The sequence below is a fragment of the Cryobacterium sp. TMT2-42-4 genome, assembly GCF_004402645.1.
Taxonomy (GTDB): Bacteria; Actinomycetota; Actinomycetes; order Actinomycetales; family Microbacteriaceae; genus Cryobacterium; species Cryobacterium sandaracinum.
Genome location: NZ_SOFT01000044.1, coordinates 16342 through 31972, shown reverse-complemented (window position 1 = coordinate 31972; position 15631 = coordinate 16342). Strand labels below are relative to the sequence as shown.

Here is a 15631-nt window from a genome sequence, read left to right as displayed (position 1 = left end):
CGCCGGGCCGATGCGTGCAGCATCCGTCCCCCCGTAGCGTCGATGACGTGCCGATCTCACACGGTGAGACCGGCCCCACCGATGTACAACGAGGAGACGGATGATTCAGGCACAGTCCCTGACCAAACGGCACGGCGGCAAGACCGCGGTCGACGCGATCGACTTCACCGTGCAGCCCGGCAAGGTGACCGGGCTGCTGGGTCCGAACGGCGCCGGCAAGAGCACCATCATGCGCATGATCGTCGGACTCGACCGGCCGACCGCCGGATCGGTCACGGTCAACGGCAAGCATTACAGCGAGCACCGAGCGCCGCTGTGCGAGGTGGGCGTGCTGCTCGACGCGAGGGCCGTGCACACCGGCCGCTCGGCCCGCAACCACCTGCTGGCCCTGGCGGCCACCCACGGCATCCCGGCCGCCCGGGTCGACGAGGTGATCGAGCTCACCGGGATTGGAGCCGTCGCCCGCACGCGCGTCGGCCGCTTCTCCCTCGGCATGGGCCAGCGCCTCGGTATCGCAGCGGCGCTGCTCGGTGACCCTGCGGTGCTGATTCTCGACGAGCCCGTCAACGGGCTCGACCCCGAGGGCGTGCAGTGGGTGCGCCAGCTGATGCGGCACCTCGCCGCGGAGGGCCGCACCGTGCTGCTGTCCTCGCACATGATGAGCGAAATGGCTCTCACGGCCGACCACCTGATCATGCTGGGCCGGGGAAAGCTGATCGCGAATGCCCCGGTCTCCGAGATTATCGGCATGGCCGGCACGCACCGGGTGCGCGTGCGCACCCCTCAGTCCGCCCAGCTCGCGGCCCTGCTCGCCCAGCCCGACGTCACCGTCACTACCGGAGAGCAGGACCTGCTCGAGGTAGCCGGCATTTCGGCCGGTGACGTCGGCGAACAGGCCGCCGCCGCGGGTATCGTGCTGCACGAGCTGACCGGCGTGAGCGCGTCACTCGAGGAGGCTTACCTGGCCCTGACCCAAGACGAGGTGGAGTACCGCGCCAGCGGCTCCGCGCAACTGCAGGAGGCCGGACGATGACCGAGACAACCGCGACCAAGACGCCCGCACCCGCTGCTTCCTCCTCCCCGGCCGCGGACGGCACCGTGCCCGGCGCAGCATCCGCTGTGCACGGCCTGAGCGCGACGGGGTTGCTGCGGTCGGAGTGGATCAAGCTGCGCAGCGTGCGCTCGACGGCCTGGTCGTACGCCCTGCTCGTAGTGGTCTCGCTCGCCCTCGCGGCGGTCATGTCCTCCACTCTCGACCTGCAGGGTGCGGACGCCTCGATGATCCCCGCGGCGGACCAGGCGACTTTCATCGCCCAGACCGCGACATTCGGGGTGTTCTTCGGCCAACTCATCGTGGCCGTCCTCGGCGCGCTGACCATCAGCGGCGAATACTCCACTGGCATGATTCGGTCCACGTTGACCGCGGTGCCGCGCCGGCTGCCCGCCCTCGCGGCGAAGGCCGCCGTGCTGTTCGTCATGACCTTCGTGGTTGGGCTGGCCGCCAACCTTGGTTCCTATCTGGTGGCGTCGCTGGTGCTTTCCCGGCAGGGCTTGGGCGTCAGCATCGCGGATCCAGCCGTGTTCCTGCCGGTGCTCGGCGGGGCGCTCTACCTGGCCCTGATCGCGGTCTTCGCCCTCGGCATCGGCACCATCGTGCGCAGCGGGGCCGGCGGCATCGCGGTCGTGCTCGGCATCGTGCTGCTGCTGCCGATGGTGTTCCAGGTGATCGCTGCCCCGTGGGCCGCCACGGTGCTGCCGTATCTGGTGTCGAACGCGGGCATCAACATGTTCGGGTTGATGTCGTTCAGCCCGGTGCCGATCGAGTGGTGGGTCAACCTGCTGGTGGTCCTCGGCTGGCTCGCGGTCAGCCTGGTCGGTGCCGCTGCGGTGTTGAAGCGGAGGGACGCGTAGAGTCCTCTGAATGACCGAATCACATCTCACCCTCGGTCGGCAGCTTGTGCCGACCGAGGGTGAACTGCGTCTGCCGACACCGCCGGGGGTGGCCGGACGGTTCTGGGCGCGGCATCCGTGGCTCAGCGACGCGCTGGTCGCGGGCGCCTATTTCGTGCCGATGGCCGTCGGCTTCCTGATCGACCTGACACGGCAGGCCGGGCCCGGACTGCCGCCGCAGGCCCTCATCACCGCCGCCGTGGTGATGGTCATCACGGCCGCACTGCTGGTCCGACGGCACGCCCCGCTTCTCGTGCTCGGGGTGACCTGCGCCGGACTGGTCGCCGCTTTCCCCGGCCAGGGCGACACCCTGCCCGTGCTGATCGCGCTTTACACCGCCGCGGTCTACCGTGGCGTGCGAAGCGCATGGTTCGGCCTCGCCGTGGCGATCGGCATCGGCGCCCTGGGTGCTTTTCTGGGCGCGAGCAGCTACGCATCCTGGCTCGCGGTCGCCTCCCAATCCGCGGTCCTCATGCTCGCGGCCACCCTGATCGGCGTCACGGTCGGCGATCGCAAGCGTTACGTGGCCGCGCTGGTCGAACTGGCCGCACAGCTGGCTCGGGAGCGCGACCAGCAGGCCCAGCTCGCCCGCATCACCGAACGCGGGCGCATCGCCCGGGAAATGCACGACATCATCGCGCACAGCCTCTCGGTCATGGTCGCGCTCGCCGACGGGGCCGACGCGCTGCTCGTCAAAGACCCGGAACGTTCGCGCGCTGCGCTGCGCGAGGTGGCCCGGACCGGCCGTGGCTCGATGTCCGAGATGCGCCGGCTGCTCGGCGTGCTGAGTGAGGGTCCTCAGGAGCAGGGAGACCCCGAGGGGACGGATGTCCCCCTCCGGCCCCAACCCGGCGCCGACCAGCTCGTCGACCTGGTCGAATCGTTCCGCGCCGCCGGGCTGCCCGCCCGGCTGGAACTCACCGGGCGCATTCCCGGGAGCCAGAGTCTGCAGTTGACGGTCTACCGGATCGTGCAGGAATCGCTGACCAACGCGCTGCGGTATTCGGCGCATCCGAGCGCGGTGACCGTGCGACTGACCCGGGTGCCGGGTCGGCTCGAGGTGGTCATCGCCGACGACGGCCGGAACGCGTCGGCCACAGTGCCGTCGTCGACTGCCGGGCGGGGCATCATAGGGCTGCGTGAGCGCGTTGCGCTCTACGATGGCACCCTCGTGGCCGGGAGCCGTCCCGGCGGCGGCTGGCAGGTGCGCGCGACGATGACGGTCGACGAGACGGGGGAACGGGCATGACGCCGATCCGGATCTTGCTCGTCGACGACCAGGCGCTGCTGCGCACGGGCTTCCGGATGGTGCTCGAGGCCGAGGACGATTTCACCGTGGTGGCCGAGGCCGGCGACGGCGCCGCGGCGATCGCACTCGCCGCCGGCCTGCATCCCGACGTCATTCTGATGGATGTGCGGATGCCCGGAATCGACGGTATCGAGGCCACACGGCGGATCACCGCCACGTGCCCCGACAGCCGGATCATCATTCTCACCACTTTCGACCTCGACGAGTACGCCTTCGGTGGCCTCCGCGCGGGCGCGCGCGGGTTCCTGCTGAAAGACGCCCAGCCCGCTGAACTCACCGCGGCTATCCGGGCCGTGGCCTCGGGCGACGCCTCCGTTTCGGCGCGGGTGACCCGGCGCATGCTGGACCTGTTCGGAGCAAAGCTTCCGGGGGCAGAGCGGGAGACCGACGTCACCGGAGCGGATGCCGACGCCGGCCGACTCGGCCTGCTCACCGAGCGGGAGCACGAGGTGTTCCTCGCGGTCGCGGAGGGTCTGTCGAACCCGGAACTCGCCGAACGTTTCTTCCTATCCGAGTCCACCGTCAAGAGCCACGTCGGACGCATCCTTGCCAAGCTTGAGCTGCGTGACCGAGTGCAGGTCGTCATCCTCGCCCACAGGCTCGGCCTCGTCACTCCGTGACCGGCCCGATTCCGCGCCGGCGCACCCGGCGAATAGGCTCGGGGGTATGCGCACCTTCTACCCCGAGATCGAACCCTACGAAACCGGACTTCTCGAGGTCGGTGACGGGCAGACCATCTACTGGGAGACATCCGGCAACCCCGACGGCAAGCCGGCCGTCTACCTGCACGGCGGGCCGGGCGGCGGATCGAGCCCGAAGCAGCGCCGCGTGTTCGACCCGGAGAAGTATCGCATCATCCTTTTTGACCAGCGTGGCTGCGGTCAGAGCACGCCGCACGCGAGCGCGGCGGACGCCGACCTCACCACCAACACCACCTGGCACCTCGTGTCCGACCTCGAGAAACTGCGTGAGCATCTGGGGATCGATCGCTGGCTGGTCTGCGGCGGGTCCTGGGGCAGCACCCTCAGCCTCGCGTACGCCGAGACACACCCGGACCGGGTCACCGAACTCGTGTTGCGGGGCATTTTCACGCTGCGCCCGATGGAACTCGACTGGTTCTACGAGGGCGGCGCCGCGGCGATCTACCCGGACCTCTGGGAGAGCTTCATCGCCCCGGTTCCGTTGGAGGAGCGCGGCCACCTGATCAAGGCCTACAAGCGCCTGCTGCACGACCCCGACCAGTACGTGCGCGAGCGGGCCGGCGTGGCCTGGTCTACCTGGGAGTCCTCCACAATCACGCTGTTGCAGCAGCCCGACACGATCGAGCGCTTCACCGAGCCGGCGTTCGCGGTGGCCTTCGCCCGGATCGAGAACCACTACTTCACCAACTCCGGCTGGTTCGAACCGAACCAGCTGATCCGCGACGCGGACCGGCTGAAGGACATCCCCGGCGTCATCGTGCAGGGCCGCTATGACATGTGCACCCCCGCCTTCACAGCCTGGGAGCTGCACCAGAACTGGCCGGAGGCCGATTTCAGGCTGATCCCGGATGCCGGTCACTCCTTCGACGAGCCCGGCAACCTGGACGCGATCATCGAGGCCACGGACCGCTTCGCGGCCTGAGGCCGGCCGGGAGAATCCCGGCGACAGCAGGCCCAGACCGGTCGGACGGCGGTCCTGAATATGTGCTCGCTCCCGTCGAAATAATCCCTGCCGGTGGTCTGTCCAGGCCCTTGACACTCTCGTTTTATTTGGTAATCGCACTACCCTTCGATAGCATTCGAATATTGCTCAGGTGGCCCCTCTTCGGGGGTCACATCCCTCGCGCTCTCGATCGCGCACAATCTTGAGATGTTGTATGTCTGCTCTTTACGCTGCCCAAAAAACCCCGATCAAATTCCTGAACCGGCACCCCAATGGCAAGCCACGTCTCGCCAAGCTATGGCAACTCACGGCCGTCCTTGCGGCGACAGTGCTGGCCCTATCGGCTTTCGTTCCGTTGCCCGCGTCGGCGGTGACCTCTCCCCAGGCTGTCGCCGCTGCCCCGATCGCAGTGAAAGCGGGGGAGGCCACCTGGACCACTATCCGCGAACCCAGCACACCCCAGAACGCCACGCCGTACGTCAGCGCCACGTCGCTGGCTGACAAGACCTTCCTCAAATTCGACACGGCACAGTACACGGGCATGAGCGTCGTGTCGGCGACATTGGACTTGAAAGTCGCCAGCACCACCTCTACCGCACCTGGCGTGCAGGTCTATCCGGTCTCCTCGGACTGGAGCGCGTCGTCTCTGACTGAGTCGAACCGCCCGGCCCACATCGACACGGAACTGAGTGGGGCATCGGTTCGGGCTCTGACCGGACAGACAATTTCTGTGCCGCTCTCGGGTCTGAACGGTACAGCGTTGTCCGGGTCGACTGCGTTCGAGGTGCGCTTCGCCCAGAAGTTTGTCAGCACCTCGTTCGTAGGCAAAGGGGAGGCGCGCCCCACGCTGAAGCTCGTCCTCGCGGCAACCGGCTCGGCGACCGGCGCGGCGACCGGCTCGGCGACCGGCTCGGCGACCGGCTCGGCGACCGGCTCGGCCACCGGATCCGACAACCTGTCATTCGCGGTTCCCGGGCCGAACACCACCGGCAAAAAGGTCTTTGCACACTACTTTCCGCCGTACCCCATCTCCATCGAGAACAAGGCACCCGCATCCGATTACTACGCGATCAACTACCTCACCTCGCAGGGCGAGGGAGGCATCCACGCCAACTACGGCGGATTGCTGCGCGACCGCCCTGAGGCTCGCGCTCCGCGCTCGGGGGATTGGAAACTCACTGATATGAAAGAGGAAGTCACCGACGCGGCAGATGCCGGTATCGATGGCTTCACCGTCGACATCATGAGTCTGTCCGGCCTCAACTGGGAGCGAACACTCGATTTGGTGCAGGGCGCGGAGCAGTCCGGCAGAAACTTCACCATTGTCCCGAACCTGGATATGACGGCCAGCGCCGGAAAGGCCAGCATCGCGACCATCGCGGCGAAACTTGCCGAATTATACAAGTCCCCGGCCACCTATCGTCTGAGTACAGGCGAATTCGTTCTCTCCTCCTTCGCCGCCGAGCGTCAGAACGCGGTCTGGTGGGGGCAGCTGAAGTCGACGTTGGCTTCGCAGTATGGAATCAAGACGGCGTTCATCGCCGTATTCCTTAATGCCAGTGACGAGAACCTGAAGAGTTTTGCACCGATCAGTTATTCGTTGAGCAACTGGGGAACCCGGACGCCGGTGACCATCGAGAACGGTCCCGACTACGCGGCGAAGGCACGAGCACTCGGCGTGAAGTGGATGTCTCCCGTTGCCGTCCAGGACGTCCGGCCCCGAAGCTACCTCTACGACGAAGCCGGCAATACGGAAACCCTGAAGGCGTCCTGGAAACGGGCGCTGTCGAACGGTTCTGAATTGGTGCAACTGGTCACGTGGAACGACTACTCCGAGGGCACGTCGTTTGCTCCTTCGGCAGCGCACGGCGAGGCCTTCCTGGATATCAACGCGTACTACCTGAGCCAGTTCAAGAAGGGCTCGGCGCCGGCTATCGTCAACGACTCGATCTACTTGACGCACCGGATTCAGCCCTATGCAGCGACGCCGACCACGCCGCAGCAGCTCATGTCGCCCACGTTGAGCGGAACAGCCATGAAGCCTCGGGATACCGTCGGAGTGCTCACATTCCTCACGGCACCGGCGACGGTCACGGTCTCAATCGGAGGAAAAAAGACATCGTTCGAGGCGCCGGCAGGAGAATCAAGCAGGACGTTCCCGCTGGCGCTGGGCACGGTCGGTGCGAGTGCAGACCGGAACGGGGCGCAGATCGCCGCGGTCACCTCTCCTCACACAGTCGTTGCGCGCCCTGTCGTGCAGGATCTGCAGTATTACGCCGCAAGCAGCAGGACCCAGTAACCAGGATCATCGGAACATAGCCGGGTGCTGCCGAACTGCCTGCGGGTCGGCAGCACCCTTTTGCGTCGAGTAGATCGTGTGACATCGCTACCGTTTGCGGAGTGCGACTTCTTCCTCGTGGCTGCGGACGGATTGTTCCTGACGTGACGGCTCCTGCTCCGCCGCCGTGTGCGGCATGTAATACCTGCCTCGATTTCGACCGAGAAGCCGAGCGGGTGCCAGGTTCAGGATCGCGCCGAGCACCGGAGTCCCTGCCGTTTTGAGGCTCTCGACGGCTTTCCGGAGTTCCCGCGTTTCGACCTTTCCCGACCCGACGACGAGAACTGCCCCGCCGAAATACCTTCCGAGGATAGCTGCGTCAGTCACAGGCAGGAGAGGCGGGCAGTCGATGACGACGACGTTGAACCGGTCGCGCAGCGAGGCGAAAACCTGTTGGGCGTGTGTGGAGGAAAGCAGTTCGCTCGGGTTCGGGGGAACCTGCCCTGACAACAGGATCTGGAGGCCGTCCGGCCCCCAGGATTGGAGGACATCATCCACGTCGGCGTCGTGGGCCAGAATAGTCGAAAGACCGACCGATCCCTCGAGGTCGAAATAGTCGGCCAGGGACGGTCTCCGCAGGTCCGCTTCGACCAGACACACCAGGCTGCCGGAGGCCGCGAGTGTGATGGCGAGGTTCGCCGCCGTGACGGATTTTCCTTCGCCGGGAATGGACGAGGTGACGACGAACACCTTGTGGCGCTCATTCGCCTGGAGGAAATGCAGGTTCGTTCTGACCTGCTTGAATTCCTCGGCCCGAATGGGGCTGAAGCCTCGTTGCGGGACCAGCGGGTTGTTGACACTCCCGCGGTCGTACACAATCGTCCCGAGAAGTGTCAGACCAAACTGCCTGAGCTGTTCCGCGGTTCTCACTTTTGCGCTCGTCAGCTCCCGCAGGAGAATGAAGCCGAGCCCGGCAACGAAGCCGCCCAGCAATCCGGATGCCAGTGCGATCGACGGGCTGGGGGCGGAAGGCGCGGTGGGTGTCGTCGCACTCTGCACGGACTCGAGGCGTAGTGGTGTAGTGCCGTCGCTCCTTTTCGGGACCAGACGGATCACCGTATTGACCAGACTCGTCGCCACCGCGTCGGCAGTGGCGGCGGCGCGGTCCGGCGAGGTATCCGTGACAGCGATCGAAATGAGAGACGTGTTCAGTGGCACCGAGGCAGATACCCGATCACCAAGTTCACCGACAGTGGTTTTCAATCCAAGCGCGGTTATCACAGGGTCCAAGACGATCTGGCGGGTCGCCATGATGCTGTAATTGCGGGCCTGCTGTTGTGCATAATTGCTGCCCTGCGCGAGGTCACTGGTGTTATCGCTACCGATTGCCGAAACGAATAACTCTGCTTCCGCGGAGTACTCAGGCTCGGTGGTCAGCACGTAGACCGAAGCGGCGATGACGCCAAGAATGGTGAATGTGACGAGCGCAACCCATCGAGATCGCAAGAGGTTCCAGAATCCACGTTGATCCACGCGTTCGCCCTTCACCGTGTCGAGCGGCACCGGATTGACCAGCCAATACTGAGACTCTATCAAGAACCTCGTTATCACAGCGACCCACGTAGGGGGGGCATATGCGTGCCACTATGAGCACATGATAGCCCGACGTCTCATGCGGCCTCGGTGGTGGAAATTTCTCGTCGTCGCCGTGCTTTTCGTGGGTGCCATCGGGCTTGCACTCCTCGCGCTGCAACCGGTCGGCACGGAAGACGCAGGAGCGCCGAAAGACCCATACCCCACCATCACCGCCGTTCCACGTGCTCCTACGGCCGTGTTCCTCGGTGGGGCATCGACCTCGGGTGCCGGAGTCAGCGGCCAGGCCACCCGTTGGTCGACTGGGCTCGCTGCAGACAAGGGCTGGCAAGAGGTCAATCTCGCGACAAAAGAAGGTGTCATCGCGTTTGGAGTCACACCCGGAACCTGTGGGCCCTCGCCGTGTCCGAGCTACCAGGACTTGGTGGCCAAGACCGTCGGCCTGAATCCCTCCGTCGTCGTGGTGGCGGCGGAGCGGGCCGGCACGAATGTGGATCTGCCTGAAGCAGTGGCAACCATCAATGCCGCACTTGCCGCCCTGCGCGTCGGAGTGCCCGATGCTACTCTGGTCGTAGTCGGCCCGGCGGCGCTCAACGGTATGGACGATAGTCGGGCGGCCGAATTGGACAGTGAGGTTCGCGCCGCCGCGGCGCGCGTCGGCGCCACGTACGTTAGTCTGCTCGAACCGAATGTTCTCGATCCATCGATGGTCGCAAGTGACGGTGTCAGTGTGAACGAAGCAGGTCATGCCGCAATTGCAGTCCGTGTGAAAACTGCGCTTTCGTGACGGAACCTGGACCCGGCGCAACCGTCGGGACGTCGGGGTCGGCAACGACTTTTCGCACCGTCCTCGGGGTCACCGTTCTCGGTGCAATCCTTGCCGCTGTCGTACCGCTGGCTCTCCTGGTACAGGTGCCAGACGTCGGCAGAGGACAGGCGTGGATTCTGACTCTGATCCTCGTCGTGTGGGCGGGTCTGCGACTCGCCCTCATCATCGTTGTCGGCCGTCCGATGCTGTTCGACTTCTTCTTCTGGATGTTCGTCTACGTCTTCATGGGGATTGCTCCAACCGTCCAGATCCGAAGTGGTCTCATCTCGCGGACGACGCAAGGTATCGACGAGTCGCTCGAGCTCCCTACGGCCGCCTTGGTCTGTCTCGGCGTCGCCTGCTATGAAATCGGGCGATTGGGTGCCTACGGGCATGAGCGCAGCAAGCTGACGACCGGGATTCGAGAACGGGGGAGTGCCCCCGTTCGGGTGGTGACCCAGGTGCGAACCTGGCCGACCCTGGTGCTCGTCGGCGCGGGCATCGTACTCAGCTTGTATTTCATCTCCAGGGTCGGTGCGGGATCGCTTTTCGGTAGCAGGGATCAAGCCTTTGCCGCGCGTTCAGCGGCGTGGACGGACCCCGCGGTGCGCTCGATCATGTACGCCGGTGCTATCTATCCGTTGTTGGTGGGCATCGGTGCGCTCGTGCAGCTGAGGCGGAGGACGACGGGGCCGCTGTCGATGGCCTATCGCGGCCTGATCGTTGTCGGGATTGCACTCCTTCTCACCGTCGTGAATCCGGTCAGCAGTGCACGCTACAGCCTGGGCACTGTCCTCTTCGCCCTCGCCGTTTTCGCGGGAGCCCTGCTCACCGTCGCGCGTGTTCGAGCGACCCTGACTGCAGCACTCGTCGGATTGATTTTTCTGTTCCCTCTGGCGGATGCCTTCCGGCGCCCGGAAGTCAACTTGGTGCGCAACGGTTTCTTCGGGGAGTACGAGGGGAACCCTGACTATGACGCATTCTGGCAAGTCGCCAATGCATTCTCGTACGGCCTTGACGGGCTGATTGAACCGGGGCGCCAGGCGCTCGGCAGTGTTCTCTTCTGGGTGCCCCGAGGCGTCTGGTCGGACAAGCCTGTGGACACGGGAATTCTGCTTGCCCAATATCGCGGCTACAGCTTTCAGAACCTCTCTGCCCCACTCTGGGCGGAATTACTGGTCAATGGAGGTATCAGCGTACTCATCGTGGGTTTTCTCCTGCTGGGCTACTCCCTGCGTGTCATGGACAGTCGACTTCTCCCCGCGTTCAATGCCGCGGGCTATTGGGCCATTGTCGGCGCGATCTTTCCGGTCTATATGACAATTCTCTTGCGCGGTTCGCTGCTGCAGGCGACGGGAGTGGTGGCGGTCGCGTTGGCGTGTCTGCTTTTCGTCCGACAGCCGGGCAGGCCCCCCGGAAGCGACTCGCTCAGCGGTACGAAGTGGCCAGAGCTTCAGCGATCGCCTGCATCCCGAACCGGTTCCGGCTAGCCAGCGCGCCGGCGCGGCCCATGCTGTGAGTCAGAACGTCGTCGCGTAGAACCGTTGCAACGGCGCCGACGAGAGCCTCGAGAGAGTCATCCACCACAATTCCGCATCCGATCTCAGTGACCGCCGGAGCGAGTCCGCAGCTATCCGTGATGACCACTGGCACGCCGAGTGACATGGCTTCGAGAACTGACATCGGATACGGTTCATCGATGGAAGGCAGAACGTATACGGCGGCCCGCGACAACCGTTCGTTGGTTGCACCCGGGGCCAGGGGTCCCTCCCAGGACAGTACGCCTTTACGACCGGCCGCGTCGATGAGGCGCTGTACCGCTGGCCCCTCTCCCTCATCGGGACCGACCAGGGTAAACGACACCGTCGGGAATTCATCAGCGAGTGCGAGCGCCATTTTCACGAAGAGCTGCGGGCGTTTCCGGCGGGCGAGTCGGGCTAGGTAGAGAACTTCCGTGCCCTCAGCGGGACCGTTCGCGCTCCCCGGCGCCGGTACGCCATTGGCGAGATGCTTCAGATTGAGCGCCGTGCCCGCAACGGCACTGAGATCATTCCGTTCCTGGTCGGTGAGGTAGAACACCACCTTCGCCCCCCTCAGAGCCGGTCGGGTGACGAACGCGTCCAGAGGAATCGCCAATGGACTGTCTGAAGGGTCGATCATTCCGTGAGTCTGCACCACGTACGGTATCCCGGCCTTGCGCAACCAGCGCGCCGCAGGGAGCGTGACGAGGTCACGGGCGGCATGAATGTGCACAACGTCGAACGAGCGCGCGGCCTGCTTGAGCCAGTGCTGCAGGGCGGGTGCGCACAGGCCGGCGAAACCGATACCTGGGATGATCGTTCGGGCGGGGAACAGACGGAGCGGCACCCCGTCGAATTCATGGGGGGCCGCTTCGCCGAATCCGCGGGCGCCGCCGGCTACCACTACGTCGTGGCCTGCTTCACGGAGGGCTTTGGCCTGGTTCAACGCGACGCGAACGGGACCTCCATACTCACCGTTGGGACTGACGAGCGTCACGATGGAGAGCACACGCATTCAGGTCTGGTCCCGGTCCTGTGAGAGTGCTGGTCGTTCCGCGCGCGGAGCTCGCAGAAGTGCCCGGGCGGGCACGGTCCCGGAGACGAGAGCCGTCGCGCCGATAACGCTGTCATGGCCGATCCGGCTTCCACGGAGAACTGTTGCCCTGGCCGCGATCCAGGCGCCGTCTTCCACGATAATCGGCGCATTGTCGAATTCGAATGTCTGCGAGGTGCGGTCATGGCTGCCCGTGCACAGCATGACACCCTGGGAAATGCACACGTCACTGCCAATGATCACCGGCTCGAGATTCAGAATCCAGACCTCTTCACCGATCCACGAGTTGTCACCGACGACCAGTTTCCATGGCCAGTGGATGCGCACGCGATGGCGGATCAAAACATTGTCACCGATCGTGGCGCCGAAAAGCCGAAGGAGCGCCACGCGGAGACGGGGCGGGCACCACCACCGGACAACAACGAGTCCGGAGAGGAGAAGCCAGGCGATCTGCCAGAGCGAATTCCGCCCCCGTTCGTAGCCTGCGCCGGAGAATCCGGCCAGGTTCCGGCGAGGGAGACCTGACGGTTGGGCCATCGGTGGTCTCGCGTCGCTGACTGACATGACGGTCAGTGTACGCAGACAACCGATCAGCGGCTAGATATCCCGTTGAACCATGTGCTGCTAGCTTGTTCGCATGCAACCCCGTCGAACTGAGCGTGGGCAGGCGAGATGAGGGTCCGATGAAGGCAGGTGCGCCGAGGGGTAGACGGCTGAGGCGCGTTCGCGCCAGCATGAACACCATCGTCGGATACTCGATTTCGATGGTGCTCCTGGCTGTCGTCTCGCTTGCGGTCATCCCCTCAATGGTCATGGCAAGCGGCGCGGCAGCGTGGGGAATGATTGCGGCAGGCCAGTCCATCGGCGGCGTGGGTGCGGTGATCGTGGCTTACGGCTGGGGTCTCTCCGGGCCGGCCTCCGTGGCGAGGGCAGACGCGAACATGCGACTCACCGCATATGCGGAGTCGGTTATCTGCAAGCTGCTGATCATTGTGCCCGTCGGCCTTCTTGTTTTTTTGGTGGCCTGGGGTGTCGGTCGCGACTACGCCATCTTCGCCGGAGTCGGTGCCCTGTCCACGGCGACCGTGGGACTGACCGCGAACTGGTGGTTCGTCGGTCTCATGCAACCGTACCGACTCTTGGTTTTCGAAACCGTCCCGCGGGTTCTCGGGACCGGCATCGGCATTTTCTACATGACTCACGGGTCGAGTGCTCTCGTGGGTGTGCTCTGGCAGCTGATCGGTATGGTGACGGCATTCGTGGCCTCCACCATATGGATCCTGCAACCGTGGAGACTCCGTCGACTCCGGTCGCTTCCGCGCAGGCGGATAGGGATGGTGCTTTCTTCGCAGCGGCTGGGTGTCACCTCGACCGTGCTTTCCTCGCTGTATACCTCGACCCCGATTGTCATTGTGTCGTTGATCGCCCCGGGCGCGCAGCCGGTTTACGCCGTTGTCGAGAAGGTGCAGCGCCAGGTGATCGTGGGACTCGGCCCATTCGTCACGATCCTCCAGGGCTGGGTGCCCAAAGCTCGAAGGCAGGACCTCGTCCGCCGAGTCAGGACGGGGCTGGTCGCCGCCGTGGTGTTCGCGGTTGCGCTCGCCGGTCTCATGCTGGCCGTAGCCCCGGAACTGGTGCGTTGGCTCGGCGGCGGCCAGATCAAACCGTCCTTTGTCACCTTGATACTGATGGCGCTGATCACCGGAGTGAGCCTGATCGAGGCGGTCGTCAGCAAGGCCTGCCTGGCGGCATTGCGCAGACTCGATGTGGTGACCAGGGCGACGGCCATCGGAACTCTGGTCGGTCTACCCTGCGTCGCGATCGGAGCCGTGTCCTGGGGGGCAGAGGGGGCGCTCTGTGGTATCTTCGCTGGGCTTTCGCTCAGGCTTCTGCTTGAACTCATGGGCATGCGCCGCGCAATCGCCCAGCGCAGCGAGGATGCGCTCGACGTGACAATGGTTCCGGAAATCGGGGTGAGCGGCTCTTGAGTCAGATCAAAGACGCGATGAGGGCGCTGGCTTGGGCGCTGCCGGCGAGCACGGCTAAGAACCGGCTCCTTCGCTCGATCGGCCACGACATTCATCCGACCGCAATGGCGCGATCCTGTCTCGTCCTTCGGGTCACACAGGTCTCGATGGGAGCGAACAGCCGGATAGGCCGATGGAACCTGCTCAAAAACATGCGCCGGGTGTCAATCGGTGATCACGCAACCATCGGCCGCTTGAACGTTTTTTCATCCCACCCCGTGTACAAGCGGCTCTACCCGGACGGCGCGGCACTGGAAATGGGGCCTCATTCAAAAATTACGAGCCGGCATCAGTTCGATTGCTCCGGCTCCATAGTGATCGGCGAGTACTCCAGTGTCGCCGGGCACGAAACCAAGATTGTGACGCACAGCATCGACGTTCGACGAAATGCTCAGGCGGCATATCCGGTGCGAATTGGAGCCCGGAGTTTCGTCGGAGCGCGCTGTCTGCTCTTCGGCGGCGCTATCTTGCCGGATCGGTCGGTCCTGGCGGGAGGATCGGTGCTCGCCCGTGCGAGATCGGGCGGGTTGCCCGGACTATGGGCGGGTGTTCCGGCCGCGCTCCGCGGGCCGATCGACGGTGAGTGGTTCGAGCGTTCGACCACGGGAACCAGTCGGGTCTTCATCCCGGCTACGGGAGAAACGGTGGAAGACGCGCTTTAGCCGCGGGCAGACAGTGCCCGGAACCATTTGCCGAGCAGTAACGCCATGATCAGCGCGTTGGCGGCCAAGAGAAGGCTGTAGACCACCACGAAAGCACCGGGCCAGCCAGTGAGGATGAAGCTGAGCGAGAGGATCCCGTAGTCGGCCGGCAGCAGAGCAATGGCCCTGGCTCTCGAGGGGCGACGAGCCCCGCCCTCGCCGATGGCCGAGGTCGTGGAGGTTGCGTTGGCTGAACGGCGCAGGAGCAGCTCAGTCAGCAGGCCACCCACGAAGGTGACAACGGACACGACCTGGAATGCGAGGGGCACGAGATACCAGATCGGCTCCGTGGACCAGAAGCGGTACGCCGTGATGAGGATCGCTGCGTGGACGGCGACGATCTTGCCGGCGTCCACGACGTGGTCGAGCCACTCGCCAGCGGGGGAACCGCGGCCGGTCAGGCGCGCGACCTGACCGTCTGCCGAATCCAGCGCAAAGCCGAGAACGAGGAGGACCGCAACGCCGACGGCTCGGATCGGGCTTGGTTCTCCGCTGACCAGGAGAACAAGACCCGCCCCGGTCGCAAGGGCCGACAGCCCGGTCACCTGATTGGGCGTCATCCTGAGCCCAAAACACACCGAGGCCAGCACGCGCCCCAACGGTCGATTGACGTATCGCGTGTACAGCGACACCCCGGTCTGTGCCTTCTGCGCACTCGCAAGCTGTGCGTGAGCTTCACGAAACTGTGTCATCACGGGCCATCCTCGGATTGATTGAGCGTGGGCAGCGTGCCCCGTCCTCGGCACA

At 64.9% G+C, this 15631-nt stretch carries 14 protein-coding genes; 10 read left to right on the top strand and 4 right to left on the bottom strand.

The window, feature by feature from the left end:
* The first annotated feature begins 100 nt into the window (after positions 1-100).
* From E3O18_RS14475 to E3O18_RS14450, 6 genes are all read left to right on the top strand, one after another.
* Positions 101-1033: an ATP-binding cassette domain-containing protein gene (locus E3O18_RS14475; protein WP_134418395.1), complete on the top strand. Its 933-nt coding sequence runs from the start codon at positions 101-103 to the stop codon at positions 1031-1033.
* Complete coding sequence (locus E3O18_RS14470) at positions 1030-1911, top strand: ABC transporter permease (protein WP_134418394.1); 882 nt, start codon at positions 1030-1032, stop codon at positions 1909-1911. The genes E3O18_RS14475 and E3O18_RS14470 overlap by 4 nt, the downstream gene beginning before the upstream one ends.
* 10 nt (positions 1912-1921) lie before the next feature.
* Positions 1922-3199, top strand: coding sequence for a histidine kinase (locus E3O18_RS14465; protein WP_241978204.1), 1278 nt, complete (start codon positions 1922-1924; stop codon positions 3197-3199).
* Complete coding sequence (locus E3O18_RS14460; protein WP_134418393.1) at positions 3196-3879, top strand: response regulator transcription factor; 684 nt, start codon at positions 3196-3198, stop codon at positions 3877-3879. Before E3O18_RS14465 ends, E3O18_RS14460 begins: the two co-directional genes overlap by 4 nt.
* Before the next feature lie 46 nt (positions 3880-3925).
* Complete coding sequence (pip, locus tag E3O18_RS14455) at positions 3926-4882, top strand: prolyl aminopeptidase (RefSeq protein WP_134418392.1); 957 nt, start codon at positions 3926-3928, stop codon at positions 4880-4882.
* Between the two features lie 235 nt (positions 4883-5117).
* Positions 5118-7202 carry an endo-1,3-alpha-glucanase family glycosylhydrolase gene (locus tag E3O18_RS14450; protein ID WP_134418391.1) on the top strand — a complete coding sequence of 695 codons (2085 nt, stop codon included), beginning with the start codon at positions 5118-5120 and terminating at the stop codon, positions 7200-7202.
* An 87-nt stretch (positions 7203-7289) separates the two neighbouring features.
* Here the strand turns inward: E3O18_RS14450 and E3O18_RS14445 are convergent, their stop codons facing one another.
* A complete protein-coding gene (locus E3O18_RS14445; RefSeq protein WP_166784557.1) occupies positions 7290-8744 on the bottom strand; it encodes a polysaccharide biosynthesis tyrosine autokinase in 1455 nt (484 codons plus the stop codon).
* Positions 8745-9198: 454 nt separating this feature from the next.
* On the opposite strand from E3O18_RS14445, the gene E3O18_RS14440 reads away from it, so the two are divergent.
* Positions 9199-9561: a hypothetical protein gene (locus E3O18_RS14440; RefSeq protein ID WP_104102512.1), complete on the top strand. Its 363-nt coding sequence runs from the start codon at positions 9199-9201 to the stop codon at positions 9559-9561.
* A gap of 125 nt (positions 9562-9686) precedes the next feature.
* Entirely contained in the window at positions 9687-11072 is a 1386-nt protein-coding gene (locus tag E3O18_RS14435) for a hypothetical protein (RefSeq protein WP_206750815.1), read from the top strand.
* Here E3O18_RS14435 and E3O18_RS14430 read toward each other — a convergent pair.
* Together E3O18_RS14430 and E3O18_RS14425 are read right to left on the bottom strand one after the other, a co-directional pair.
* Positions 11011-12117 (bottom strand): glycosyltransferase, encoded by a 1107-nt coding sequence (locus E3O18_RS14430; RefSeq protein ID WP_134393994.1) that lies wholly within the window; start codon positions 12115-12117, stop codon positions 11011-11013. The two genes, E3O18_RS14435 and E3O18_RS14430, sit on opposite strands and share 62 nt — an antisense overlap.
* Positions 12118-12720: a putative colanic acid biosynthesis acetyltransferase gene (locus tag E3O18_RS14425; protein ID WP_233191495.1), complete on the bottom strand. Its 603-nt coding sequence runs from the start codon at positions 12718-12720 to the stop codon at positions 12118-12120.
* Positions 12721-12890: 170 nt separating this feature from the next.
* Here E3O18_RS14425 and E3O18_RS14420 point away from each other — a divergent pair, with 170 nt between their 5' ends.
* Positions 12891-14144: a hypothetical protein gene (locus tag E3O18_RS14420; protein WP_134393993.1), complete on the top strand. Its 1254-nt coding sequence runs from the start codon at positions 12891-12893 to the stop codon at positions 14142-14144.
* Positions 14141-14845, top strand: coding sequence for a DapH/DapD/GlmU-related protein (locus E3O18_RS14415; RefSeq protein ID WP_104102499.1), 705 nt, complete (start codon positions 14141-14143; stop codon positions 14843-14845). Before E3O18_RS14420 ends, E3O18_RS14415 begins: the two co-directional genes overlap by 4 nt.
* Here E3O18_RS14415 and E3O18_RS14410 read toward each other — a convergent pair.
* The gene (locus tag E3O18_RS14410) at positions 14842-15444 is read right to left on the bottom strand and encodes a CDP-alcohol phosphatidyltransferase family protein (RefSeq protein ID WP_233191494.1); all 603 of its coding nucleotides are present in this window, start codon (positions 15442-15444) and stop codon (positions 14842-14844) included. The two genes, E3O18_RS14415 and E3O18_RS14410, sit on opposite strands and share 4 nt — an antisense overlap.
* Between the last annotated feature and the right edge of the window lie 187 nt (positions 15445-15631).